Source organism: Candidatus Chloroploca sp. Khr17 (assembly GCF_004138165.1).
Lineage (GTDB): Bacteria > Chloroflexota > Chloroflexia > Chloroflexales > Chloroflexaceae > Chloroploca.
On the sequence record NZ_RYFF01000018.1, the window covers coordinates 1 to 23,521 of the forward strand.

The window sequence follows — 23,521 nt, forward strand, 5'->3', positions numbered from 1 at the left end:
CGCTCGCCAATCAGACGGTAGGGACTCTCCGCAGGCAGGAGCAGTTCACCGAGTCGTGCCAGATCTTCTGGCATCGGCCGCGACGGTTGTGGTTTCAGCGACATCGCACTCTCTCCTCACTAGGCCAACGTTCGACTGCCCATACCAGTAGTATCGCTCAAGAGGGCCAAGTTTGCCAACGGTATCTTTCAAATAAGCTCACGCGAAGGTTTCGCTCACGTACGCTAAAAACTTTGCGCCTTTGCGTCAAAACAATCGCCTTATTTGAAAGGTATTGCCCCTAGGCCCTAAACCCTACCCGCGTCTGGTGTTTCACGTGAAACAGCTACGAGCTTGCCGCAAGCGTCATCAACAATAACGCCTGGAGGCCGCGTCCAAGTTTGGCGGGCACAATATACTCATCCTGGCGATGTGCATTGCCACCCTCGGTCAAACCAATGCAGATCGCAGGAATACCCTGGCTCAACGGGATATTGGCATCGGTGCTGCTATGCTGATAGCTTACCGTTGCCCCAACCGCATGGTATGCCGAGACAGCCATCTGCACCAGCGGATGCTCGCGTTGAATGGCCCCCGAAGGACGATCACCAACCACTATCGTCTTGAATTGAATGGTCTCGGTCTCCGCTGCCGCCGTCGCAACGAGGCGATCAACCTGGGCAATCAGATGTTGCAACGCCCTAGCATCAACCGAACGCATATCAAGCAGCATGCTTGCATGTTCGGCGATCGTATTGACCGATGTCCCACCTTCGATGACACCGATATTAAAGGTCGTGCGCGGTGTGCGCGGCACCGGAAGCACCGCAATCTGGGCAGCCAGACGCACCAGGGCATGGATGGCACTCGGCACGCCAAAATTGGCCCATGAATGACCTCCCGGCGAAGTAGCCTCAATCCGATAACGCCGCACGCCGATAGCCTGATGGTGCAACGTCCCAAAATCGCATCCTTCGAGCACAATCACCTGCCCGCTCTGTTTGTGCAGGCGTGCCAATGCTGCTTTGATGCCACAAAGATCGCCAAGACCCTCTTCGCCTACATTAGCCACAAACCAGATATCACGTTGATGCGGCAAATCGTGACGCTGCAACGTCTGCGCCAGATGAATCAAGGCCGCTACCCCAGTACTGTTGTCACCAAGTCCCGGCCCATACACCCGGTCGCCCTCGTAGCGCACCGTGAGGTCGGTCTCGCGCGGAAAGACGGTATCAATATGGGCCGAAACGATCAGGGCCGGTGAACCAACTGGCCCCGGTCGCCGACCATAGACGTTGTTAAGGTCATCGCAGGTAACATCCTGTAGGCCCAGCGCACGAAAACGCTCGAGCACAAACGCCGTGCGCTCACCTTCATCAAAAGTGGGAGCAGGGATCCGCTGAACCGCCAGGGCGGTTGCGAGGATGGGACGGTAATCAGCCAGTTCAGCTAAGGCTGAACGAACAAGTGGATGGGCACGCCAACGCTGAATATCCATAAGCTGCCAATATATGCAAGAGGCCGGTTTGATGCTATTCGGCCTCACGAAATTTGATCCATTGCTCAAAAAGTCGAACTGATAAGGCAGAACCGCATCGCTACGCCTTTCCTGTTCGATGATCTACACCTTGATACTTGTTGAGGAACAACTCCATAGCATATACAATAGATAGAAGTTGACTACTCGGCACTGTTCCAGTTAGATTATACCATTTCAGCTTGTTGGGCTTCGCATTATACATATGGGCAACTTATCTTTATCAGAAGCTGAGTGCTTGCTGTCCGAAGCAAGTATCTCCAATCCAGGTCCCTGGGTTCGCCACTCCTATTATGTCGCAGATGCAGCTGCACGGCTTGCTGTGCATATTCCAGGCCTTGATCCCGACCATGTGCGCAGCCTCGGGCTTGTCCATGACATTGGACGACGCTTTGGGATTACCGGCATGCGCCACATTATCGATGGGTATGCGTTTCTTACTCAACTGGGCTTTGCCGAAGCTGCCCGCATTGCCCTTACCCACTCTTTTCCGATTAAAGATATCCGCTTTTCTATCGGTGTGTGGGATTGTTCCCAAGAGGAGTTTGCCTTCGTCGAGACTTTCCTTGAACAGGTGACCTATCGTCTCGAAGATCAACTCTTGCAACTATGTGATGCCCTTGCGCTGCCAGAAGGCTTCTGCCTTCTTGAAAAACGCTTTATTGATGTCACCCTCCGCTATGGTGTGTCCGAGATACTTCCTGCGCGCTGGCGTGCAACAATGCAGCTGCAGGCTGAGTTCGAGACAATGCTCGGGGCATCGATCTATCGCTTTTTGCCAGGTGTGGTGGAAACGACTTTTGGTTTTGTCTGAGGAGAAAGACATATTCTTGCCTTATCGCTTTTTGAAGAGCAAGATATACTCATGTTTGAAGATATAGAAACCTCCCAGCAACGCACGGTAACGCCATAGTTCTTTCTGTTCGCGTTTCGCTGTGGTCGTTTCGAAATTCTTGACAATGATGCTCTTTAAGGCAAACCCTTTATCGAGAATGGCGTTCATCACCTGAAAGCCCAGCGGAATCCATTCGCCACGCGTGTATTTGTCGCCAATGACCACCACAAGGTAACGCCCTTGGTCAAGCACGTCGCCCGCCCGTTCGGCAATGGTTCCCATCAAGGTCAGAAAATGATCAACTGATGCCGCATTGGAAAGATCGTCCGGATCGTCGCTGAAGGGAATAATGTCAAAATAAGGCGGATGCATGATCACCAACTGGACGCTCCGCTGGCCGTACCGCGCCAGAAGTTCCTGATAATCAAGGGTCGCACTATTGCCCTGCACAACATCACGCACAACCTGATGCGGATTCGGCTCGGCTTCGATCAAGCCCTTGGCAGAAGCAACCATGCGCGCTTGCAATTCAATCCCCAGCGTGTTGCGCCCAAGACGCTGCCCTTCAATCAGGGTGGTGCCCGAGCCAGCAAAGGTATCGAGTACCCAGTCACCTTTTTTGGTGTAGCGACGCATCATCTGGTTGGGAATCTGTGGAATGAAGTTGCCCCAGTAGCCTGCTGTGTGCGCACCCGAGTCGTCACGCCGGTCGATCAGCCACAGGCTGTCAGTCAAGATGTCTTCGTATTCTTTCCAACGATTGAGGTTGATGTCGTTGATCGCTCCGGTTCGCACTTCCGAAATAGCACGGATCAGGCGCTCAAGATAGTAGACCGCCCGCTCCATCGTGAGTGAGGCTGCAATCTGGTCAAGCTCGCGCTCGAGGTACCTCCGACCAAGCTCAACGCTCGCTCCATCGATCGCATCGGCAGGCCAACAAGGCGACGCCAAGGCTAGTTCGGCTTTGAATGCGGCAAGCCCCTGACGCAAAAGGGCAAGCGATTCGCTTGCCTTCCATTGCGACAGTCGTTCAAGCAGGCTCACTACATTGAAACGCAGCGGTTCGTCGGTCGACATACGGGGCTCTCTCTCTGGCAAAAGCGCTGGCATTCCAGGTACGCATCACAGCCATCACACAACCCTTATCTTACTCGATATATGGCAAGAAGCGTTCACCCCTCCGCTAAACCCATCCGCGTGTTGCACCAGCATTCACCTCATGGTACAATCGCCAGCATTGGGCAGGTCGCATAGTCTGGTCTAGTGCGCGGCACTGGAAATGCCGTACAGCGGCAACGCTGTCGAGGGTTCGAATCCCTCCCTGCCCGCCATCTATTTCCTCTTTTCTATCTTCTAAATCCTTGTCTTATAGCCCAATACCGATGCCCCGGTAGATCAATGAAGTGCTGACTGCTGTCGGCTGCCCGTCAGGTGCCTATGATCACGTCACCGCACCCTCGCTCACGTACGCTCTTTGTCGCCCTGACCCTGCTCTTGAGCGGATGGTATCTGCTGACGATGAGTGGGCATACCTATTCGCCCGATGAAGAGACGATGCTGGCCGTCACGCGGAGTCTGCTTGAACAGGGTGATGTGGTGGTGCGCAATGACGCTGATGCCCCGTTTTCAGCGTTGCGGCCCGGTCGTGAGGGTCAGTCCTTTTCACCGTATGGTGTCTTGCCATCGCTGCTTGCCTTGCCGCTCTATGCCCTGGGGTCATGGTTCGGAGGCAGCGATCCGGCCACCAGCAGTTATACAGCCCGCTTTGCGGTGATGATGCTCAATGGACCGATCACCGCAGCTACCGCAGCCTTGATCGCCTGGTGGGCGCTCAAATTGGGCGCACGCCATCGTTGGGCTGTGCTCATGGCTCTCCTCTATGGCCTGGCAACCTTCGCGTGGCCTTATGCACGGACTTTTTTTTCTGAACCAGTTGCGGCTCTATTGCTGTTGCTTGCTGCCGAACGCGCCTGGAGCGCAGGCCAGTTCCTTCGCCTGGCTGGGTCGACACCACCACACCTCAGTTATACGCGCTCAAGTTCGCCTTTAACAGAGCCTCTCGCATCGGGTTCCCTGATGCTCTGTTGCTCTGGGTTGGCGGCGGGCCTGTTGCCGACAACCCGGATCGCCGCTGGCGTGGCGCTGCCGATCCTCGGTCTCTATCTGCTCTGGATGAGTGGAGAGGCGTGGCGACAACGGCGGTACCGTGAAGCCTGGCTTGTCCCAATTGCCTGGGGCATCGGGTTGTTGCCTGGCCTTGCCATCCTCGTATGGTACAACCTGGCTCGTTTTGGCACACCCTTCGCCTCGGGGTACGCGAGTGAAGCAAACCTCTTTACGGCACCGCTCACCGAAGGTCTCTATGGGTTGCTCCTTAGCCCGGGCAAGAGTCTCTTCTTGTTTGCCCCACCGGTCTTGCTGGCCTTGCCAGGAGCAGTGGTGCTCTGGCGAGGCGGCCAGCGCGAGGCAGTGCTGCTTGGCTTGGGACTCTTTCTGAGCCACCTGCTGCTCTATGCGCGCTGGGGCGAATGGCAAGGCGGCGGCGTCTGGGGGCCGCGCTTTTTGTTACCTGCCATCCCGCCGCTGATCCTGCTAGCCGCCGGGTTATGGCAAGACAACCCTGATCAAGGGCAGGCTCCCTGGGGTCGCAGTCGCCTTGGCCTGGTGATCCTCGTGGGAACGATCGGCTTTGTTGGCAACCTGGGCGGTGTGCTCTTCAACTTCAGCACCTACGTCGTGCTCGACACACCGGCTGACAAAGTCTACACGCTGTCTGGTTCACCGCTGCTTGGGCACTGGCGAATGGTAGCGGAGCGTTGGAGTGCGTATACCGCACCGGCACCGATCTGCCGTCTCGGGGATGGCTGGTATGCCAGTGAAGACCCGGGAGGGGCGCTGCTACCGCGACGTGCAGGGGCGCAGGGCAAGCTTAGATGTACCACCGCCGGCAGCCAACTCACGCTCACCCTGGATGATCGCCGTCCAGCCCAGGCCCCCACAAGCCAACTGACCCTCTGGTTGAATGAGGAGCCTATCGCCACGCCACCAACAGGCACCATCCGCACCTATCGCCTCCTGATGCCACCAGGTCAGGCACGGCTGAAAATTGAGGCAGTCACATGGAATCCGCAGGCCATCGGCTTTAGTGAGCGCAACGACGAACTCGGGCCACAACTGATGGCGCTCTGGGGGCGCACAGAAGAGGGCGGGCTGATCACCATTGCCGACACCGCCATTGCCCCGCTGCCGACACGACCACGGCCACGCTGGGCCTGGTACTACGATCCGCCCAACCAGCACCTGCTTGACCACTGGACCTGGTATCTGCCGCGCACCGAATTGACCGGGCCACGCGCCTGGATTGGCGCACTGCTGATCATCGTCACCGGAAGTGCCATGCTCGGGACAGGTATCCGCTTGAAACGCAAGGGCTGAGCATAACGCAGAGTCTGCAAACATTCCACCACCTTTGCAACGTAACTCCATCGCTTCTCCATAGCTGCCTGCTAGACTGGGATCATACCGTTCAGCGGCAAGTAGCGAAGCAAGCCGCCCAGTCAAAGGAAACAACAATGCGTACAGCAATGATCGTCCTTCTCCTCATCACAATGCTCGCCGGATGTGCCGTCGCACCAACGAGTGCAAGTCCAAGCAGCGTACTGCCGAGCGATCCAGCGACGGTTGCCGCAACCACCCTGAGTCAGGAACAGCGTGACGGCCTCGTCTTTATGCGTGAAGAAGAAAAACTGGCCCACGATCTCTACATAGCGTTAGGTGCAGCATGGAACCTTCCCGTCTTTAGCAACATCGCAGCAAGCGAGCAGACGCACACCGACGCCGTCAAGACCTTGTTGGAGCGCTATGGCATCGCCGATCCGGCGGCAAGCACGGCACCTGGCGTGTTCAGCGATCCAGCTCTGCAAGCACTCTACAATGACCTGTTGGCCCAGGGCAAAACTTCGGTCACAGCAGCCCTCAGCATTGGTGCTGCGGTTGAAGAAATTGACATTCTGGACCTACGCGAACGGGCAACAAACGATCTGCCTGCCGACATTGCCCGGGTGTACAGCCAGCTCGAAGCCGCATCAGAGAACCATCTGCGCGCCTTTGTGAGCCAGTACGAAAACCAGACCGGCACATCCTATGAGCCACAATACCTGTCGATGGCAGAATACACCGCTATTATGGAAGCAGCCGGTCAAGGCAACCAAGGGCAGGGCAATCAAGGGCAGGGCAACCAAGGGCAGGGCAATCAAGGGCAGGGCAATCAAGGGCAGGGCAAGGAGCGACGCGGGCAATAATAACAACAGACAAACTGAGCACGGCACAGCATAGGGAACAGAGCATACACATACATCAAACCTCTGCACCTTTGCGTCAAACACTCCGCCCCCACGACAAAAAGCGCCAGCAATGCTGGCGCTCTTTGTTGTGAAACGGCAACGAGCTCGATCGTCTACGAAGACACTCAGACGCGCACAAACGCCGACATAATCACAATATCGTGCAAATTGCCATCGCGATCAATCGCGTGGCGAGCCAACTGACCCTCAACGGCAAAGCCGAGGCGACTAAAGATCGCCTGACCTGCGGTGAGCGCCGCGAGCATATCAACCGTGACCTTGGTAGCACCGAGTTCACGAGCAGCCTCAACAATCCCCTGGGCGAGATGCATACCAAGGCCACTGCGCCGATAGCTCGGCAACACAATCAAGCGAATATTCGCCACATGATGCGACCAACCGGGAAGTCGCAACGCAGCAGCATAGCCCGCAATCTCATGTTCTGGAGTGACAGCAATCACTTGACGCCAATTCTCGGCGTGGGCAGCATTCGCCAAGCGGGTAATAATCTCGGGATGGGTAAAATCATCCTCAAGGTAGAGCAAATCATTTTTCGGAAGAGCCTGACCAAATTGCGATAGGGCTGACTTATCGTTCTCAATAAAGTTACGGATAGTAACCTGACGACCATCCTTCAATGCTACGCTGCTGCTTGCCGCTTCAGTGCGTTGGGCCATGCCCTGCCTCCTTTATATGCTCACACTCAGTGGATTTATATAGGGCTGTCAAGTAATGGAATGAACTATAACATGAATAGTTACAACGTGGTTACTTTAGTTAAAAAATATCTTCGGTATGGAATGATTTCTCTACAGGACATTCGGCATACACAACGATTGCGCCAACACACATCGGCACAGAGAAGGCACTACAAAAGGTCATAGCCCCCAGTCACGACAAGCAAGTGCTGGTAGACATCCCAAAACAGAACCAGGATTACCCTAAAAAACCCGGCAGAAGCGCTGTTTTGCTGTTATAATGGCTCTTATCCTAACGGCCCCAATGAAGAATCATACGCCCGTGAGAGTTGAGAACTCAAGGGTGACAAGGAGGTCATGTCGCGATGAGCAACCAGCGAGAGGTAGTGGTACTCAGCGGAGTTCGCACAGCTATTGGTGGATACAATGGTAGCCTGAAAGATCAGCCACCAACTGAACTTGCGGCAGCAATAGTGCGTGAAGCAATTGCAAGGGCGGGCATCGAAAGCAAAGAGATCGAGCACGTTGCGTTCGGCCATGTCATCAACACCGAACCGCACGATATGTATCTTGGTCGCTACGCCGCAGTGAAGGGTGGCGTTCCGGTTGAAACGCCGGCGATGACGCTGAACCGGCTGTGTGGGAGCGGGTTGCAGGCAATTGTTTCGATGGCGCAGGCAATCCAACTAGGCGATGCTGACGCGGCTATTGGCGGTGGCGCTGAGGTCATGAGCCGCAGCCCCTACAGTTTGCCAGGCATGCGCTGGGGCGCTCGGATGGGCGACGGCAAAGCCGTGGACATGATGGTTGGTGCTCTGTCGGATCCATTTGACGATTTGCATATGGGTGTCACCGCCGAGAATGTGGCCGAGAAGTGGGGCATTACCCGTGAAGCACAGGATGCCCTGGCGGTCATTAGCCACCAGCGTGCCGCCGCTGCCATTGCCGATGGCCGTTTCAAAGCGCAGATCATGCCAGTGGAACTGAAGGTCAAGGGTGGCACCCAGATTTTCGACACCGACGAGAATCCCCGTGCCGACACGACCATCGAGAAGCTTGCCAAGTTGCGTCCCGTCTTCAAGAAAGATGGGAGTGTGACGGCTGGCAATGCTTCGAGCATCAATGATGCGGCGGCAGCGGTCGTATTGATGGAACGGGCCACTGCCGAACGGCGTGGGTACAAGCCAATGGCACGGTTGGTCGGCTATGCGCACGCTGGCGTTGAGCCGAAATATATGGGGATGGGGCCAGTTCCTGCTGTCCACCGTTTGCTAGAGCGCACCGGGGTGAGCCTCGGCGAGATTGACATTTTCGAAGTCAACGAAGCGTTCGCGGCCCAGGCCCTCGCGGTCTGCAATGATCTGAGCTTGCCCGAAGATAAGACCAATCCGAATGGCAGCGGCATCTCGCTCGGTCACCCGATCGGGGCCACCGGGGCGCTTTTGACGGTCAAGGCAGTGTATGAACTGCATCGTATTGGGGCACGCTATGCCCTGGTGACAATGTGCATCGGCGGTGGTCAGGGAATTGCAGCGCTCTTTGAGCGGATGTAGCGCCAGAACAAGCTCGCTGTTGAACGGGAGGGTCGCACTCCGTGCAGGGAGTGCCGGCTTCAGTCGGCTTCTGGCTTAGCCGACTGAAGTCGGCACTCCACTAGGGTCGATTGCATATTTCAGAACGATCTTAGGTGAATGAAGTACCAGGTGCGGCGCGGAGTAAGGTATGCTCTACAACGATTATCAAGGAGGTATGCAGATGGGGCGTCTTGATGGCAGGACGGCACTGGTAACCGGTGCTTCACGGGGGATTGGCCGAGGGATCGCGATTGAACTTGCCCGCGAGGGAGCAAAAGTCGCCATTAATTTTCAGAATAGTCAGGCCCGGGCTGAAGAGGTAGCCGAAGCAATTCGTGCCTTTGGGGGCGAGTGCATACTCGATCAGGCCGATGTTGCGCACCCTGAAGAAGCTCGCGAGATGGTCAAACGGGTCGTCGACACCTGGGGCCGCATTGACATCCTGGTCAATAATGCAGGCATCACCCGCGACAAATCGATCCGCAAAATGACGGATCAGGACTGGCTCGAAGTCATCCAGACGAACCTCAATGCGGTCTTTTTCTGCACGACCGCAGCGATGCAGCCAATGATTGAGCAGAAGTTCGGGCGAATTATTAACATTAGCTCGATGAATGGGCAGACCGCTGCCTTTGGACAGGCCAACTATGGGGCCAGTAAAGGCGGTATTATTGCCTTTACCAAGACAGCCGCGCTTGAGCTAGCCAAGTTCAATATCACGGTCAACGCGATCGCACCGGGCTTTACGCTCACCGATATGCTGTCGAAAGTACCCGAAGAGGTACAAAACCAGATCAAGACCCGCATTCCGATGGGGCGATTTGGTACGCCTGAGGAGATCGCACGGGCGGTAGTCTTCCTGGCTGCTGATGGTGACTATGTCACTGGTACGCAGATCAATGTAAATGGTGGCGCGTACATGTAAAACCGCGCTGCTCGGCCAAGAGAGTGAGCAATGAGCGCGGTATGGGGCCAGTAGCTCATTGCTCACTCTCGCTTAGGGCTTGGTGCTTCGTTCGAGAATCTCTTTGATTTCGCTCGAGTAGCCTTCCCAAACCTGAAGCATCTCTTTGTTCATGCGCTGCTGGAGTTTAATGGCATCGGCAATGGCCTGTTCGGCTGAGCCACGCATGCTGCGGCTGTAGTCCCAGTTTTTCAGTACCACGTCAAAGGCAAGATCAGTGCTAGCCGTCATCAATTCATTCCAGGCTCGCATCGAACGCATCACTATTTCGGTGGTATCAGTGTATTGCTGGCGCATACGTTCTTGAAGCTGTTCTACCTCATTACTTGCCATGGGAGTTCCTCCGGTGTATACTACTCATAACGCGCTGCGTCAAATTTCAATATGACTATCGCGTATTCATACGAGCTAGATTGCTAATCAAGACGATGGTATCACCGACAGTTACAGGTCAGTTCGGTGACGAAACCAGCCACGATGGGCTTTTGCTCACGAGGCTAACCCCACCTGCGCAACAAACACGCCTCTTACGCCGCCAACGGGTCGAGACAACGCTCTCGGCAGCCCTTGATTATCCTATCTGTCTGGTGGTTGCGCCTGCAGGCAGCGGGAAAACGACCGCGATGGCCGCGCTGGCAACCTATGGTGGCTGGCCTGCGGCGTGGTGTCGTGCCCGAGCTTCTGATGATCCGGCCCTTTTACTGCGCCATCTTGCCGCAGCCTTTCGGCCTATTGCCACACTCGACGAAGGCCACATCGCTACGGCCTTACAGCGTGCAACAGATGATCCACTGGGTGCGGGGATTGATACGTTCGTCAATGAACTGGCGGCTGCGCTTGATGATGATACGCTACTTGTGGTTGATGATTATCATGTCATCGATCAGAACCCGAACTTACAGGCTATCTTTGAACGCCTGCTGGCGATTCAACCCCTCCGCTTGCATTTGGCCCTCGTCACCCGTGTTGAACCTCATCTTATGGCGGTTGAGACGGCGCGGATCCGCGGGGAACTCTTGAGTATTGATGAGCGCGATCTGGCGTTTATCACTGATGAAGCCCGAGCGCTCGCCGTCCTGCTCGGGACAAAGATTCCATCTGATCTCGACGAGTTGATTCGAGTGACCCGCGGGTGGCCGCTGGGGGTGCAAGCTGGTCTGGCGGCTGATAGTTGGCCGGTCGCGCTGGGCTTGCGTGGATCGGCACCACTTGACACCTATCTCAAGCGTGAAGTGTTCGATCCGCTTGCACCGGATCTGCAGCGGTTTTTGTTGCAAACGGCTGGCTTACGTCAGCTCGAACCGGATCTCTGTGCCTTGCTGGTGGATGATCAGATGGCCGGGCGTCAGCTTGCGCACCTGGAACGAAAACGGCTCTTTATTGAACGCGATGCCGAAGGGATTGCCCGGATCCAACCCGTGTTTCGCTCGTTTCTGGCACGGGTCGCCGAGCAGGAACTGACGACTTGGCCGCTCTTGCACCAGCAAGCCGCAACCTATTATCACGAACGCGGTGACAGGGAAGGTGTGATGCATCATCTGTTGCTCGCAGGGGATCATGATGCGGCAACGGCACGATTGATCGAGGGGGCCACCACGCTGCTTGATACTGGACATGCCGAGCAGGTACTGACCTGGGCCGTGCGTCTGATCCAGACCCATGGTGATAGGCCCGAGTTGCGCGAGATCCAGGCGGCAGCACTGCGCCGCCTGGGGCATTATGAAGAGTCCCTCCAAGCCTATGCTGCCGCTAGCAACGCCTTTGCCGCGGTCGATGATCTCGAAGGCCAGGTACGCTCGCTCCATGGGCAGGCAGCGGTCTATCTTGATACGGTGCAACCGGCCCACGCAACCGATCTGCTCAAACAAGCCTTTCGCCTCTTGCCACCTGAGCGCACGGTCGAACGGGCCGATTTGCTCCGCATGCAAGCCGAAAATTGGGCCAATCGAGGACGCGCCGATGTGGCCCTGATCCTTGAACAGGCCGCCCGCCGTCAGGAACATGGCAATCAGCGGCGGAGCAATGATGAGGCAAAACAACGCCCAACAAACGGCCCACCGCGCGATCTTTTGCCACCCCGCTTGTTATTGCGCGCCGGACGGCTCGACGAGGCACGCCAGCAACTCGAAGCGCAGCTCTGGGCAGAAGCAGCTATTTCACCCGATGGGGCGCGACTTTCCGCCCATCGTGAGCCGTTGCTCTTGCTGGCCTTGATCTATGGCATGCTTGGCAGTGGCACCCGTGCGCTCGCCATGGCACAACGTGGCCTCGTTGAGGCTCAACAGGTTGGGTCGCGTCTGACCGAAGCCATCGCGCTGTTGCGCGTCGGACACGCCTATCAATTGGTGAGCCCAAATGATATGCAGCCGGTTATCCAGCGCTATGCCGAGGCAATGAACCTCATTCAGTCGGTCGGCGTCACCCGTACCCGCGCCGAGGGGTACATGGGCTTGACGTTGCTCTATGGGCATGCGGGTGACCTGCCTCACGCCGAGGCCGATGCCCGCGAGGGCTTGCAGATTGCCGCAGCCGCCGGTGATGAGTGGACGGCAGCGTTGATTCTGTTAGCCCTCGGTGGGGCCGCCGTTGCCGGTGGCGATCACCGTGCCGGCGAATGGCTCGAACAGGCACGCCAGCGCTTTGCGCGTGGTGGTGATGCCTACGGCCTCGCGGTGACAACCCTCTGGCGAGCCATTGCGGCCTGGCGTGCCGGTGAGATGAAGGTCGCCGATCAGGCGATTTCTGAAGTGCTGCACGCCGCCGCCGAGCTTCGCTATGTCGGGATTTTGATGGGGCCAAGCCTCTTTGGGCCGCGTGATATGGCGTCACTGGTGCCGCTCTTGTTGCGGGGTCGGTCGCTGAATGGGCATGCGGAACTCGCCCGGTTGCTGTTGCGCCAGGGCTTTCCGACGATTGCCGCTGATGATACCGTCGAGGATTATCATCCCGGCTATACACTGCGTGTGCAGATGCTCGGCACGTTCCGCGTCTGGCGGGGTGCCCAAGAGATCCAGGCCCGCGAGTGGCAACGCGAGAAGGCGCGGCAACTCTTTCAATTGCTCTTGACCTATCGCGGACACTGGGTGCAACGTGAGCAGATCTGTGCGTGGCTCTGGCCCGAGGCCGATCTTGAAGCGGCTGAACGCCAGTTCAAGGTAACCCTCAATGCGCTCAATGCCGCCCTCGAACCAGCGCGTCCACCGCGGGTCGCGCCCTTCTTTGTCCGTCGCCAGGGGCTCGCCTATAGCTTTGCCCCGTCCTATGGGGTCTGGATTGATGTCGATGAGTTTGAGTTGCGCACCGCTGCCGCCATTGCCAGTGATGATGCCGATTTTGCCCGGCGCAGTGCCCAGATCGCGGTTGGCCTCTATCGCGGTGATTACCTGGCCGAGTCACTCTATGATCCCTGGACAACCGAAGAACGCGAGCGTTTGACGGCCCGCTTTCTGGCCATTGCCGTGCGTTATGCAGCCCGGTTGAGCAATGAAGGCGATCAGGCCCGGGCTATTCAACTCTGTGAACAGGTGTTGCGCCGTGACCGCTGTTATGAAGAGGCCTATCAGGTCTTGATGCGTGCCCACGCCCGTACCGGTAGTCGCTCGCAAGCCTTGCGAAGCTATAATCGGTGTGTCCAGTCCCTTCGTGATGAACTGGGGATGGAGGCGCTGCCAGAGACCGAGGCGCTCTATGAGGCGCTCAAACGGAATGAGGCGGTGTAAAAAACACCAGCGAAGGTGGTGTTTTTTACACCGCTCAGGCAAGATTTCTGGGAGCAAAAGCGAGATGCGCTCGATCGCAGGGTGGGATGTGATAAGATATGCATGAGGTGTGTCCCCTGAAGGATCATCATTGTATGGAGTAAGCGAAAGCATGGCAACGGTTTTTTGGATCCACAGCACTTTCGGTGAGCGTGTCCTGCCTTTTCTCATTATTCTGATGGCGATCTTCCTGACCGTCACCTATAAACCGGGCATTGAGTCACCCCGTTTTGCGCGTTTGTTCCCGGTGCTCGTCGATCTGCAAGTTGGTCTTGGCATTATCTACTGGTCGTTTTTGCTCTGGAATACGAGTGGGGCGAGTCAGGAACGCCTCTTTAGTTTTCCGTTTATTTTGCATCCGATATTGGGCATTCTTGCCGCTGGAGTGGGCCATATGTCGATCAGCCCAGGAGGCCCGCTGGCAAAACTGGGGCGGTGGGGACCGCTGGTGACCCTCTTGCTCTTGCTCGTGCTGGTGCTGAGCACCGTCATTGTAGCGTTGCAAAATTAGTCAACCAGGCAAGCCCCACCCAGGAAGGTGGCGCTAGAGCGCACACACTTGCACCCCGGCAGCCCGCAGGCCTTCGCGCAGATACGCAGCGCGGTCAGCGGCCCCCGGGGTGTCGCCATGGAAACAGAGGGTATCGGCCTCGATGGGAAGCGGAAGGCCATAGGCAGTTGTAACAGTGCCTTGCTGGACGATCTGAAGGGCTTGCGCGAGATTGGCGGCCGGATCGGTGATCAGCGCACCAGGTTGACTGCGGGGCAAGAGCGTGCCATCAGCCGCGTACCCACGGTCAAGAAAGGCCTCACGGGCAACTGGCAAACCTAGGTTCTGCGCAGCGGTGATGAGGAACGAACCAGCAAAGCCAACCAGGATCAAGGTTGGATCAATGGCGGCGACGGAGCGGGCAATAGTCTCGGCCACCACAGGGGTTTGGGCAGCAAGATTATAGAGCGCACCATGGGGCTTGACATGGCGCAAAGACACCCCTTCAGCACGCGCAACGGCCTGCAAAGCCCCGATCTGGGCCAGCAAGCTTGCCTCGAGCTCTTCGACACTCATCGGCAAGACCCGTCGGCCAAACCCCTCGCGATCAGGGTAGCCTGGATGCGCCCCAATTGCGACCCCAAAGCGCTTGCATAAACGGATCGTTTGCCGCATCACCAGAGGATCACCAGCGTGCGCTCCACAGGCCACGTTCGCCGAGGTCACATGGGGCAGCACGGCGGCATCATCACCCATGACCCATACGCCAAAGCTCTCACCACAATCACAATTGAGATCAATGTGCATGTTGTACCCTTTCGCAAGATCCGTTACATTTTACCGTACCACATCCGGATTGCTTGTGGTATGATTGAGCCGTCCAGAAGCGTCCTGTCGAATCAATGGTGTCGCAGCGTACGTTTCGACATAGCAAAGAGGGGAGGAACAGATGCAGTTCCCTGATTACATCAAGCACGAGCGCCTGAAGCAGTGGATCAGCGAGATGGTCGATCTGTGTAAGCCGGAGCAGGTTCACTTTTGTGACGGTTCAGAAGAAGAATACGCCAACCTCTGTGAAGAGATGGTTGAGTCTGGTACCTTTATCCGTCTCAATCCCGAGAAACGCCCAAATAGTTTCCTGGCCCGTTCGGATCCTAGTGACGTTGCCCGGGTTGAAGATCGCACGTACATCTGCTCGATCTCCAAGAATGATGCCGGTCCGACGAACAACTGGATGGCACCGAAAGAGATGAAGGAGATCATGGCGGGGCTGTTTGATGGATGTATGCGTGGGCGGACATTATATGTGATCCCCTTTAGCATGGGGCCGCTTGGTTCACCAATTGCCCAGATTGGCATCGAAATCACCGACTCACCCTATGTGGTGGTCAATATGAAATTGATGACCCGCATGGGCAAGGCTGTCTATGATGTGCTCGGTGAAGATGGTGAGTATGTCCCATGTGCCCATACGGTCGGGGCACCACTTGAGCCAGGTCAGAAGGATGTGCCCTGGCCCTGCAATTCAAACACCAAGTATATCGTCCACTACCCCGAAGAGCGGGCGATCTGGTCGTATGGCTCAGGGTACGGTGGCAACGCGCTGCTCGGCAAGAAGTGTCTGGCCCTGCGGATTGCCTCGGTGATGGCCCGTCAAGAGGGCTGGCTCGCCGAGCATATGCTCATCCTGGGGGTGAAAGAGCCGAGTGGGCGCAAGTCGTATGTGGCGGCAGCCTTCCCGTCGGCCTGTGGCAAGACCAATTTTGCCATGCTGGTGCCACCCAAGATCTTTAAGGATGAGGGCTGGGACGTAACGACGATTGGTGATGATATTGCCTGGATCAAACCCGGCCCCGATGGCAAGCTCTATGCGATCAATCCCGAGTCAGGCTACTTTGGCGTCGCTCCGGGAACCTCGTACGATACCAATCCGAGTGCGATGGAGAGCTGTGCCAAGGATACGATCTTTACGAACGTGGCCCTGACTGATGATGGCGATATCTGGTGGGAAGGCATGACGAAAGAGAAGCCGGCCCATGCGATTGACTGGAAGGGCAACGACTGGACACCCGAGAGCACTACACCGGCAGCTCACCCCAATGCACGGTTTACCGCCCCGGCGCTGAATAATCCAGTGATTGACCCGGCGTGGGACGATCCGGCAGGTGTGCCGATTCAGGCGTTTATTTTTGGTGGCCGACGCAGCACGACGGTGCCACTGGTCTATCAGGCCTTCAACTGGAACTATGGCGTCTATCTGGCTGCCACGATGGGCTCAGAGACAACCGCCGCTGCCTTTGGACAGCAGGGTGTCGTGCGCCGCGATCCGTTTGCGATGCTGCCCTTTGCCGGGTACCATATGGGCGAGTACTTTAACCACTGGCTCCAGTTTGGGCGCGAGATCTACAATCCACCACGTATTTTTGGGGTTAACTGGTTCCGCAAAGACGAGAATGGCAAATTTGCGTGGCCGGGCTTCGGCGATAATATGCGGGTGCTCAAGTGGATTGTGCAACGCTCGCATGGCGAAGCAGTCAGTGTTGAGAGTCCGATTGGCTGGATTCCGAACTATGAGAACCTTGACTGGCGCGGGCTCGCTTTCAGCCGCGATCAGTTCGATAAGGTGATGAACATGAGCCTCAGTGATTGGCAGCAGGAAGTATTGCTGCACGAGGAACTGTTTATCAAGCTGTATGATCGTTTGCCAAAAGAGTTGATCAATATGCGTGAGTTGATCCTCTCGAGCCTCTGGCGGACGCCCACCAACTGGGGGCCAACCCACGAATAGGGTTCCATCAAGCTGCGTTGTGATCGCAAAAGGGCTGACAGGGTCAGCCCTTTTGCGATCACAACGCAGCTCCATCATTTTCTGGTGGGCCGATTCTTTTGACAGAAGATGTCCTTGCGTGTACCATAGGATACGAGCCCCTCACAAGTTTCGGTCATATATGAGTCGACTGCCATAATACGGGAGCATTGCCGACCAAAGGCTATGCAGGTACGCCGTATTGTTTTGTTGAACCAGGCAAAGCGTGTGCCACTGGATCAGCAGGGAGGTTGCCGCGTGCGAGGATTGCTGCGTCTCTCCAAAGGCATTGATGCCTTTACCGAGTTTGTTGGAAACATTACGATCTGGTTGGTGCCGATTGTGGTTGGAATCGGCGTGTGGAACGTTGGCAATCGCTATATCGGGCTTGCGATTGGACGAACACTAGGTTCAAATCTCTATATTGAAGCTCAGTGGTATGTCTTTTCGATTATTTTTTTAATGGGTGGTTCATATGCCCTAAAGCATGGTGAACACGTACGGGTTGATGTCTTTTATAGTATATACTCGCCTCGACGCAAGGCATGGGTTGATCTGCTTGGGACATTTCTCTTTCTCATCCCATTCTGTCTGCTGCTCATCTATTTTACGTTGCCGTATGTCCAGAACTCGTGGCAGATCCTTGAAGGCTCACCTGATGGATCGGCCGGCTTGCCCCGTTATCCTCTCAAGACATTTATTCTTGTCAGTCCTGTGCTCCTGATCATTCAAGGTATTTCCGAGGCGATCAAGAACGCGGCTTTCTTGATGGGCTATAGCGATTCGACGGGAACAGGGAAAGAACATTCGGCAATGACAAAGCAACTACGGATAGACAAGGGGAAATAGCGCAGGTGTGCGGTTTGGGGCTTCACGCGAGCAAGCATCAGTGAGTGGGTTCAGACCTTGTCTAACGGAGAATTGTATGGATTACGAGTGGCTTGGACCGTTGATGTTCCTGGGAGCGCTGGTGATTCTGGGCATTGGCTACCCAGTGGCCTTTTCGTTGGGCGGGGTGGCGATTATCTTCGGTTTGATCGGTACGTCGTTGGGGGTCTTTGATCCAATTTTGATCCGGGCGATGCCGTCGCGTATCTTTAACATTATGTCTAACTTTACGCTGCTGGCGATCCCCTATTTTATCTTTCTCGGCTCGATGCTCGAAAAGTCAGGCTTAGCCGAAGATTTGCTTGAAACGATGGGCGTGCTCTTCGGGCCAATCCGCGGCGGCCTGGCAATTGCGGTCGTTTTTGTGGGGACACTGCTGGCGGCGACGACCGGTGTGGTGGCGGCGACCGTGGTGGCAATGGGCCTGATCTCATTGCCGATTATGCTGCGCTATAACTATGATAAGGGACTAGCGTGTGGTGTTATCTGTGCCTCGGGGACGCTCGGTCAGATTATCCCACCCTCAGTGGTGCTGGTCGTGCTTGGTGACCAGATGGGGGTTTCGGTAGGCCGCCTCTTCATTGGCTCGCTGATCCCTGGTCTGCTGCTCGCCTTTTCGCTCGGTTTTTATTGCTGGGTGATTGCCCAACTCAGGCCAGCGGTGGCCCCTGCGCTGCCCCTCTCGGCCCGTACGGTCAAGGGATGGGCACTTGCGTCGCAGGTGATGCGGGTGATGGTTCCACCGCTGTTGCTGATCTTTGCGGTACTTGGTTCGATCTTTTTTGGTATCGCGACGGCCCCCGAAGCCGGTGCTGTCGGTGCCCTCGGGGCAACCTTGCTGGCCCTCGCCAATAGTCGTTTGAGCCTCAGCACGTTTCGCAATGTCGCCGATTCGACCCTGCGCAGTGTGACGATGGTGCTCTTTATTCTGATTGGCTCGACAGCCTTCGCCCTGGTCTTTCGTGCGCTTGAAGGCGATAAGTTTGTCTTTGATATTCTCGCCAACTTGCCCGGCGGGGTCTGGGGCTTTATGGGCGCCAGTATGCTGCTCGTCTTTGTCCTTGGTTTCTTTATTGACTTTTTCGAGATCTGTTTCATCGTCATTCCGCTCTTTGTGCCCGTGGCGCAGGCGCTCGGCATTGATATGATCTGGTTTGGCGTCATTATGGGGGCAAACCTCCAGACGTCGTTCCTGACGCCGCCCTTTGGTTTTGCGCTCTTCTATTTGAGCGGCGTCGCGCCACCCGAGATCAAGACAACGGATATCTATCGCGGCGTCATTCCGTTCATTCTGATTCAGGTCATGGTGCTGATTGTGATCGTTCTTTTCCCGTCACTAGTCACCTATCTGCCCTCGGTCTCCTTCAGCCGTTAGAGCAGGTTTGGCGCAAAGGCGCGAAAGTTTGAGGTAGCAGAAGAGGCCAGCAATGCTGGCCTCTTTTTGTGCATGCCCGTACCGTGAAGCGCTAATTGGGGCTGATCAGCATCGGCGACTCGTGGTCATTGTCGGTCATTTCGAGCTCTTCAACCGAGAGGGCCGCTAGGCGGTCATCGCGATCAAGGTTGAGCACAATGACACCTTGCGTATTGCGTCCGAGTTGGGCAACCTCATCAGCACTCGTCCGCATAACGACGCCTGCCGCGGTGATAAAGGTCAAGAGGCAGTTGTCGGTAACGATGGCAGCCCCTGCAATTTCGTCGCCAGGGCGAAGTTTCATGGTAATAACCCCACCCGTGGCACGGCCTTTGGTGGGATATTCGGCCAGAGCCGTGCGTTTGCCCATACCACGCGCTGTGACCACGAGCAGATCCTGACCCGGTTGGACAAGTTGCATGCTGATGACCCGATCATTCGCGTCGAGGCTGATCCCATTAACCCCTGTGGCAGGGCGGCCCATTGGACGTACTTCGCTCTGCTTGAAGCGTGCTGTCTGGCCGCGTATCGTCGTAAGCAGGATATCCTCGCTCCCGTGGCTTACATGCACCCACCCAAGCACATCGCCATCTTCGAGACCAATGGCAATCAGGCCATTTGAGCGCACCTGGCTATATTCGCGCAACAGCGTACGTTTGATCTTGCCTCGCTGCGTCGCCATCACAAGATACTCGCCATCAAAGCTAGACACCGCCAGCATGCTAGTCACCTGTTCGCCTGGTTCAAGCGAGATCAGATTGACCAGCGGCAAGCCTTTGGCGGTGCGCGAGCTATCGGGCACCTCGTGGGCCTTGAGTTGATAGACTTTGCCTTTGTCGGTGAAGAAGAGCAGATTCTCGAGCGAGCTACAGGTGAGCAGGTGGCTGACAATATCTTGCTCGCGGGTCTTCATCCCTTTCACCCCACGCCCGCCACGGCGCTGGGTGCGATACACATCGGCGATCTGGCGCTTGATATACCCACGGTTCGTGAGCGTAATCATCACCCGAATATCAGGAATGAGATCTTCGTCGCTCACCTCGCCGCTCACATCGGGCACAATGCGCGTGCGGCGCTCATCGCCGTACTTCTCTTTGAGCCCGCGCAGATCGGTCTGGATCATATGCAAGACCCGCTTGGGGTTGGCCAGGATATCTTCAAGCTCGGCGATCAGTTTGATCACCTCGTTATACTCGTCCTCGATCTTCTTACGCTCAAGCGCCGCAAGACGCCGGAGTTGCATATCGAGGATGGCATTGGCCTGAATTTCGCTGAGCGAGAAGTTGCGCATCAGGTTGTTGCGGGCGCTGTCGGTCGTCCGCGACTCACGAATGGTGCGGATCACCGCATCAATATTATCGAGTGCAATCTTGAGGCCCTCGAGAATGTGGGCGCGGGCACGGGCCTTCGCCAGATCAAACTCAGTCCGGCGGCGGATCACCTCCTGCCGATGGTTGATATACTCCTGCAACATCCGCTTGAGCGTGAGCACCCGTGGTTGGCGGCCGCCATCGACCAGGGCAAGCATATTGATGCCAAAGGTCGTCTGCATCTGCGTATGCTTATAGAGTGCATTGAGCACCTTTTTGGGTTGCGCATCCTGCTTGAGCAGAATGACCAACCGCATCCCGGTGCGGTCTGACTCATCGCGGACATCACGGATGCCCTCGATCTTGCGATCCTTGACCAGTTCCGCCATACGCTCTTGCAGACGGGCTTTATTGACCTGATAGGGCAATTCAGTGACAATAATATTGAAGGCACCCCGCGAGCCCTCTTCGATATGAGCCTTGGCCCGCAGGATAATCTGGCCGCGGCCCGTCGAATAGGCCGCCAGGATCCCCTCGATACCAAGAATGCTCGCTGCGGTCGGAAAATCGGGGCCAGGCAGGAACTTCATCAACTCTTCGATCGTCGCCTCGGGGGCATCGATCAAATGAATCAACGCATCACAAACTTCATTGAGATTGTGGGGCGGGATATTCGTAGCCATCCCGACAGCAATCCCCGAGGCACCATTGAGCAAGAGATTGGGGAGCGTGGCCGGCAACACCGAAGGCTCGCGGTACGAACCATCGAAATTATCCCGAAAATCAACGGTATTTTTCTCAATATCAAAGAGCAACTCTTCGGCAATCGCGGTAAGCCGCGCCTCAGTGTACCGCATCGCCGCCGGAGGATCGCCGTCGACACTATTATGCACAACGCAACCGTTGGCGAGCATAAAATTGTGATGCTCATCAACCGTAATGTCGTACACATCAACCCGCTCATCAAGCCAACGCACGGATACAACACGGTGATTATGCGTCGCAGCAACCTGGAGCAAATCCTCAAAGCTGGTGAAATAACGCGTCAGCTTCGTGCTACGGGGAATCCAATTGGCGTTGCGCTGAGCGTCATAGAGCTCTGGGGTAACCGCCTCACGGCCAAACTCAGCGACGAGGCGGGCGGCATAGCCAGCAACTTTGGTACGCATCACCCGACGGGCATATGCGTCATCAGCCCACTTAGCGTGGAGCACTTCGGCTGATCGAGTTGCCAACTCAGTCATCAGTGCCGGATTAGCATCAAGCCGCCGCGCATTGCTCAAACGCACACCCTCAGCCTGGGCCTGACGGAAACGGGGATCAGTCCACTGACGGGCCAATTTCTCGCGGTGTACCGCTTTCATAGCCGGATTCGCCCACAGACGGCGTGCCATCATGCGATGGTGGTCAGGGGCAAAACGCGCTCGATAATCAGGATCGAGCCAGAGTCGCTGGGAGCCTTCGCGCAACTTCTCACGCACAGCAGGATCACTCATAGCAAAGGTAATGGCCGCAATCACCCGCTGCCGTTGCTCGGGATCAGCCCACATATCCTTACTACGCGCCGCAACAATCTGAGCAACTCGAGCACGCTGTGATTCTGTCAAAGGGCGCTTCTCAATCCCACGCAGCGCCCGACTCATCTTGGCCCGGTAGACAGGATCTTGCCAGAGTTGGCGCAAATAATCGCCCCGCTGACGTGCTTCATCGGGGTTGCGCTGATGGCGTTCACGGAGCGATGCTGCTACGCGTGGGCCATTTGCAGAACGAAATTCTACATTCTGATTCTGCTCGATCATACGTTGACGCCGCTCTGCACGCACTTCTGGATGAGCATCATAGTATGTCTGCACCCCAGCCGCCTGCGCCGCACGGAATGTATCATCGCTCCAGAGTTGCTCAAGATGCGCTGCATGAAGATGCAGATGTTCTAGCCAACCCATGCGCTCGATGTTGGTGGGCCGATTATCAAAGCGGTTAAAGTTACGATGGTGACGAACAAACGTCTTACCACTTGGGCGGACAAAGCCACGCTGCTCATTGTAGCGATCAGCCAGGTGGTGAACGAACTCGTACTCACCAGTCGCTGGTTGTAAGACACGCAAGTAGTCATTCGAGCCACGTCGAACCGGGGCAGTATCAAAGTACCCAGCCATCAGGCTGTCTTCAATCGTCAGTTCGTGGGCCTGCTTCCAGGTACCATCACGGAGCATGAAGCGGTGGTCGGGCGTACAGCGCACGGTCGAGCCATCATCGAAGGTGAGCTCAACCAGTTCTGCATCGCGACGAGTAATGCGTGAGTAGCGACCTTCACCAATAACAATCTGCCCAGTGCTGTTGACTGAATAGACGTAGAAGATCTCGTCAGGCGAAAGCTCTGCTAGTTCAGCAAACGTACGCTCAGTGCCATCGAGCAACTTGATGCGGGTATCCCCAGTAAAACAACCAAAATTCCCTTGACCATCTACCAACGGATACCGCATACTCCACGGCTGGGCCATGCGTGCGAGCGCATCGTAGACGGCACTGTCGCCGTGGGGGTGCATTTTGCCGAGGACGTCGCCGACGATGCCGGCACTCTTTTTGAAGGGCCGATTATTACGATAGCCCATGTCCCACATGCCATAGAGGATGCGCCGTTGCACTGGCTTGAGACCGTCACGGGCGTCAGGTAAGGCCCGTGAGACGATGACGCTCATGGCGTAGCTCAGGTAGGCGGTGCGCACTTCGCTGGTGATACTGATGGGCCGGACAATGCCAATCTCCATGTCATACTCCATCGACTCGAAAACGGGGGCTCTGCGCCCCCGTCAGATTAAGCAATACAATAGGCTCGTTTCCTCGAATTACGGCTTTCTGATGCGCTGTTTATCGGTTATCATTATACTCGATCCGGTGGCTTTTGTCTAGTATTATCAAACATTT

16 protein-coding genes and 1 tRNA gene are annotated in these 23,521 nt (G+C 56.3%); 11 read left to right on the top strand and 6 right to left on the bottom strand.

The annotated features are described in order from the left end of the window. Positions 1 to 325: 325 nt before the first annotated feature. The gene (locus EKD05_RS12230) at positions 326 to 1,477 is read right to left on the bottom strand and encodes a M20/M25/M40 family metallo-hydrolase (RefSeq protein ID WP_129673080.1); all 1,152 of its coding nucleotides are present in this window, start codon (positions 1,475 to 1,477) and stop codon (positions 326 to 328) included. 244 nt (positions 1,478 to 1,721) lie between these two features. On the opposite strand from EKD05_RS12230, the gene EKD05_RS12235 reads away from it, so the two are divergent. After that, positions 1,722 to 2,330, top strand: coding sequence for an HD domain-containing protein (locus EKD05_RS12235; RefSeq protein WP_129673082.1), 609 nt, complete (start codon positions 1,722 to 1,724; stop codon positions 2,328 to 2,330). A gap of 21 nt (positions 2,331 to 2,351) precedes the next feature. Here the strand turns inward: EKD05_RS12235 and EKD05_RS12240 are convergent, their stop codons facing one another. Further along, complete coding sequence (locus EKD05_RS12240; protein WP_129673084.1) at positions 2,352 to 3,428, bottom strand: TRM11 family methyltransferase; 1,077 nt, start codon at positions 3,426 to 3,428, stop codon at positions 2,352 to 2,354. Positions 3,429 to 3,590: 162 nt separating this feature from the next. On the opposite strand from EKD05_RS12240, the gene EKD05_RS12245 reads away from it, so the two are divergent. From EKD05_RS12245 to EKD05_RS12255, 3 genes are all read left to right on the top strand, one after another. After that, a tRNA-Ser gene (locus tag EKD05_RS12245) sits at positions 3,591 to 3,682 on the top strand. Between the two features lie 106 nt (positions 3,683 to 3,788). Then, a complete protein-coding gene (locus EKD05_RS12250; protein ID WP_129673086.1) occupies positions 3,789 to 5,786 on the top strand; it encodes a hypothetical protein in 1,998 nt (665 codons plus the stop codon). A gap of 137 nt (positions 5,787 to 5,923) precedes the next feature. Beyond that, positions 5,924 to 6,652: a DUF2202 domain-containing protein gene (locus tag EKD05_RS12255; protein WP_129673088.1), complete on the top strand. Its 729-nt coding sequence runs from the start codon at positions 5,924 to 5,926 to the stop codon at positions 6,650 to 6,652. A gap of 167 nt (positions 6,653 to 6,819) precedes the next feature. On the opposite strand, the gene EKD05_RS12260 is transcribed toward EKD05_RS12255, so the two are convergent. After that, positions 6,820 to 7,371 carry a GNAT family N-acetyltransferase gene (locus EKD05_RS12260; RefSeq protein ID WP_129673090.1) on the bottom strand — a complete coding sequence of 184 codons (552 nt, stop codon included), beginning with the start codon at positions 7,369 to 7,371 and terminating at the stop codon, positions 6,820 to 6,822. 386 nt (positions 7,372 to 7,757) lie between these two features. Here EKD05_RS12260 and EKD05_RS12265 point away from each other — a divergent pair, with 386 nt between their 5' ends. Together EKD05_RS12265 and EKD05_RS12270 are read left to right on the top strand one after the other, a co-directional pair. Then, positions 7,758 to 8,945 carry an acetyl-CoA C-acyltransferase family protein gene (locus EKD05_RS12265; protein ID WP_129673092.1) on the top strand — a complete coding sequence of 396 codons (1,188 nt, stop codon included), beginning with the start codon at positions 7,758 to 7,760 and terminating at the stop codon, positions 8,943 to 8,945. Positions 8,946 to 9,147: 202 nt separating this feature from the next. Then, a complete protein-coding gene (locus EKD05_RS12270) occupies positions 9,148 to 9,891 on the top strand; it encodes a 3-oxoacyl-ACP reductase family protein (RefSeq protein WP_129673226.1) in 744 nt (247 codons plus the stop codon). A gap of 72 nt (positions 9,892 to 9,963) precedes the next feature. Here the strand turns inward: EKD05_RS12270 and EKD05_RS12275 are convergent, their stop codons facing one another. After that, on the bottom strand, positions 9,964 to 10,263 hold the full coding sequence (locus EKD05_RS12275) for a hypothetical protein (RefSeq protein WP_129673094.1): 300 nt from the start codon (positions 10,261 to 10,263) through the stop codon (positions 9,964 to 9,966). Positions 10,264 to 10,358: 95 nt separating this feature from the next. Here EKD05_RS12275 and EKD05_RS12280 point away from each other — a divergent pair, with 95 nt between their 5' ends. Beyond that, positions 10,359 to 13,649: a BTAD domain-containing putative transcriptional regulator gene (locus EKD05_RS12280; protein WP_129673096.1), complete on the top strand. Its 3,291-nt coding sequence runs from the start codon at positions 10,359 to 10,361 to the stop codon at positions 13,647 to 13,649. 151 nt (positions 13,650 to 13,800) lie between these two features. After that, a complete protein-coding gene (locus EKD05_RS12285; RefSeq protein ID WP_129673098.1) occupies positions 13,801 to 14,199 on the top strand; it encodes a hypothetical protein in 399 nt (132 codons plus the stop codon). 33 nt (positions 14,200 to 14,232) lie between these two features. On the opposite strand, the gene EKD05_RS12290 is transcribed toward EKD05_RS12285, so the two are convergent. Next, the gene (locus EKD05_RS12290) at positions 14,233 to 14,985 is read right to left on the bottom strand and encodes a LamB/YcsF family protein (protein ID WP_129673100.1); all 753 of its coding nucleotides are present in this window, start codon (positions 14,983 to 14,985) and stop codon (positions 14,233 to 14,235) included. Between the two features lie 142 nt (positions 14,986 to 15,127). On the opposite strand from EKD05_RS12290, the gene EKD05_RS12295 reads away from it, so the two are divergent. From EKD05_RS12295 to EKD05_RS12305, 3 genes are all read left to right on the top strand, one after another. Further along, on the top strand, positions 15,128 to 16,966 hold the full coding sequence (locus EKD05_RS12295; RefSeq protein WP_129673102.1) for a phosphoenolpyruvate carboxykinase (GTP): 1,839 nt from the start codon (positions 15,128 to 15,130) through the stop codon (positions 16,964 to 16,966). Between the two features lie 276 nt (positions 16,967 to 17,242). Further along, positions 17,243 to 17,833 carry a TRAP transporter small permease subunit gene (locus tag EKD05_RS12300; RefSeq protein ID WP_129673104.1) on the top strand — a complete coding sequence of 197 codons (591 nt, stop codon included), beginning with the start codon at positions 17,243 to 17,245 and terminating at the stop codon, positions 17,831 to 17,833. A gap of 76 nt (positions 17,834 to 17,909) precedes the next feature. Next, a complete protein-coding gene (locus EKD05_RS12305) occupies positions 17,910 to 19,247 on the top strand; it encodes a TRAP transporter large permease subunit (protein ID WP_129673106.1) in 1,338 nt (445 codons plus the stop codon). A 91-nt stretch (positions 19,248 to 19,338) separates the two neighbouring features. Here the strand turns inward: EKD05_RS12305 and gyrA are convergent, their stop codons facing one another. Then, a complete protein-coding gene (gyrA, locus tag EKD05_RS12310; protein WP_129673108.1) occupies positions 19,339 to 23,364 on the bottom strand; it encodes a DNA gyrase subunit A in 4,026 nt (1,341 codons plus the stop codon). Between the last annotated feature and the right edge of the window lie 157 nt (positions 23,365 to 23,521).

What these genes read in the sequence shown, in the direction of transcription:
- EKD05_RS12270 (WP_129673226.1), top strand. Translation starts at nt 9,148, where the DNA reads ATGGGGCGTCTTGATGGCAGGACGGCACTGGTAACCGGTGCTTCACGG.
- EKD05_RS12285 (WP_129673098.1), top strand. Translation starts at nt 13,801, where the DNA reads ATGGCAACGGTTTTTTGGATCCACAGCACTTTCGGTGAGCGTGTCCTG.
- EKD05_RS12280 (WP_129673096.1), top strand. Translation starts at nt 10,359, where the DNA reads ATGGTATCACCGACAGTTACAGGTCAGTTCGGTGACGAAACCAGCCAC.
- gyrA (WP_129673108.1), bottom strand. Translation starts at nt 23,364, where the DNA reads ATGGAGATTGGCATTGTCCGGCCCATCAGTATCACCAGCGAAGTGCGC.
- EKD05_RS12260 (WP_129673090.1), bottom strand. Translation starts at nt 7,371, where the DNA reads ATGGCCCAACGCACTGAAGCGGCAAGCAGCAGCGTAGCATTGAAGGAT.
- EKD05_RS12235 (WP_129673082.1), top strand. Translation starts at nt 1,722, where the DNA reads ATGGGCAACTTATCTTTATCAGAAGCTGAGTGCTTGCTGTCCGAAGCA.
- EKD05_RS12240 (WP_129673084.1), bottom strand. Translation starts at nt 3,428, where the DNA reads ATGTCGACCGACGAACCGCTGCGTTTCAATGTAGTGAGCCTGCTTGAA.
- EKD05_RS12265 (WP_129673092.1), top strand. Translation starts at nt 7,758, where the DNA reads ATGAGCAACCAGCGAGAGGTAGTGGTACTCAGCGGAGTTCGCACAGCT.
- EKD05_RS12305 (WP_129673106.1), top strand. Translation starts at nt 17,910, where the DNA reads ATGGATTACGAGTGGCTTGGACCGTTGATGTTCCTGGGAGCGCTGGTG.
- EKD05_RS12275 (WP_129673094.1), bottom strand. Translation starts at nt 10,263, where the DNA reads ATGGCAAGTAATGAGGTAGAACAGCTTCAAGAACGTATGCGCCAGCAA.
- EKD05_RS12290 (WP_129673100.1), bottom strand. Translation starts at nt 14,985, where the DNA reads ATGCACATTGATCTCAATTGTGATTGTGGTGAGAGCTTTGGCGTATGG.
- EKD05_RS12295 (WP_129673102.1), top strand. Translation starts at nt 15,128, where the DNA reads ATGCAGTTCCCTGATTACATCAAGCACGAGCGCCTGAAGCAGTGGATC.
- EKD05_RS12250 (WP_129673086.1), top strand. Translation starts at nt 3,789, where the DNA reads ATGATCACGTCACCGCACCCTCGCTCACGTACGCTCTTTGTCGCCCTG.
- EKD05_RS12255 (WP_129673088.1), top strand. Translation starts at nt 5,924, where the DNA reads ATGCGTACAGCAATGATCGTCCTTCTCCTCATCACAATGCTCGCCGGA.
- EKD05_RS12230 (WP_129673080.1), bottom strand. Translation starts at nt 1,477, where the DNA reads ATGGATATTCAGCGTTGGCGTGCCCATCCACTTGTTCGTTCAGCCTTA.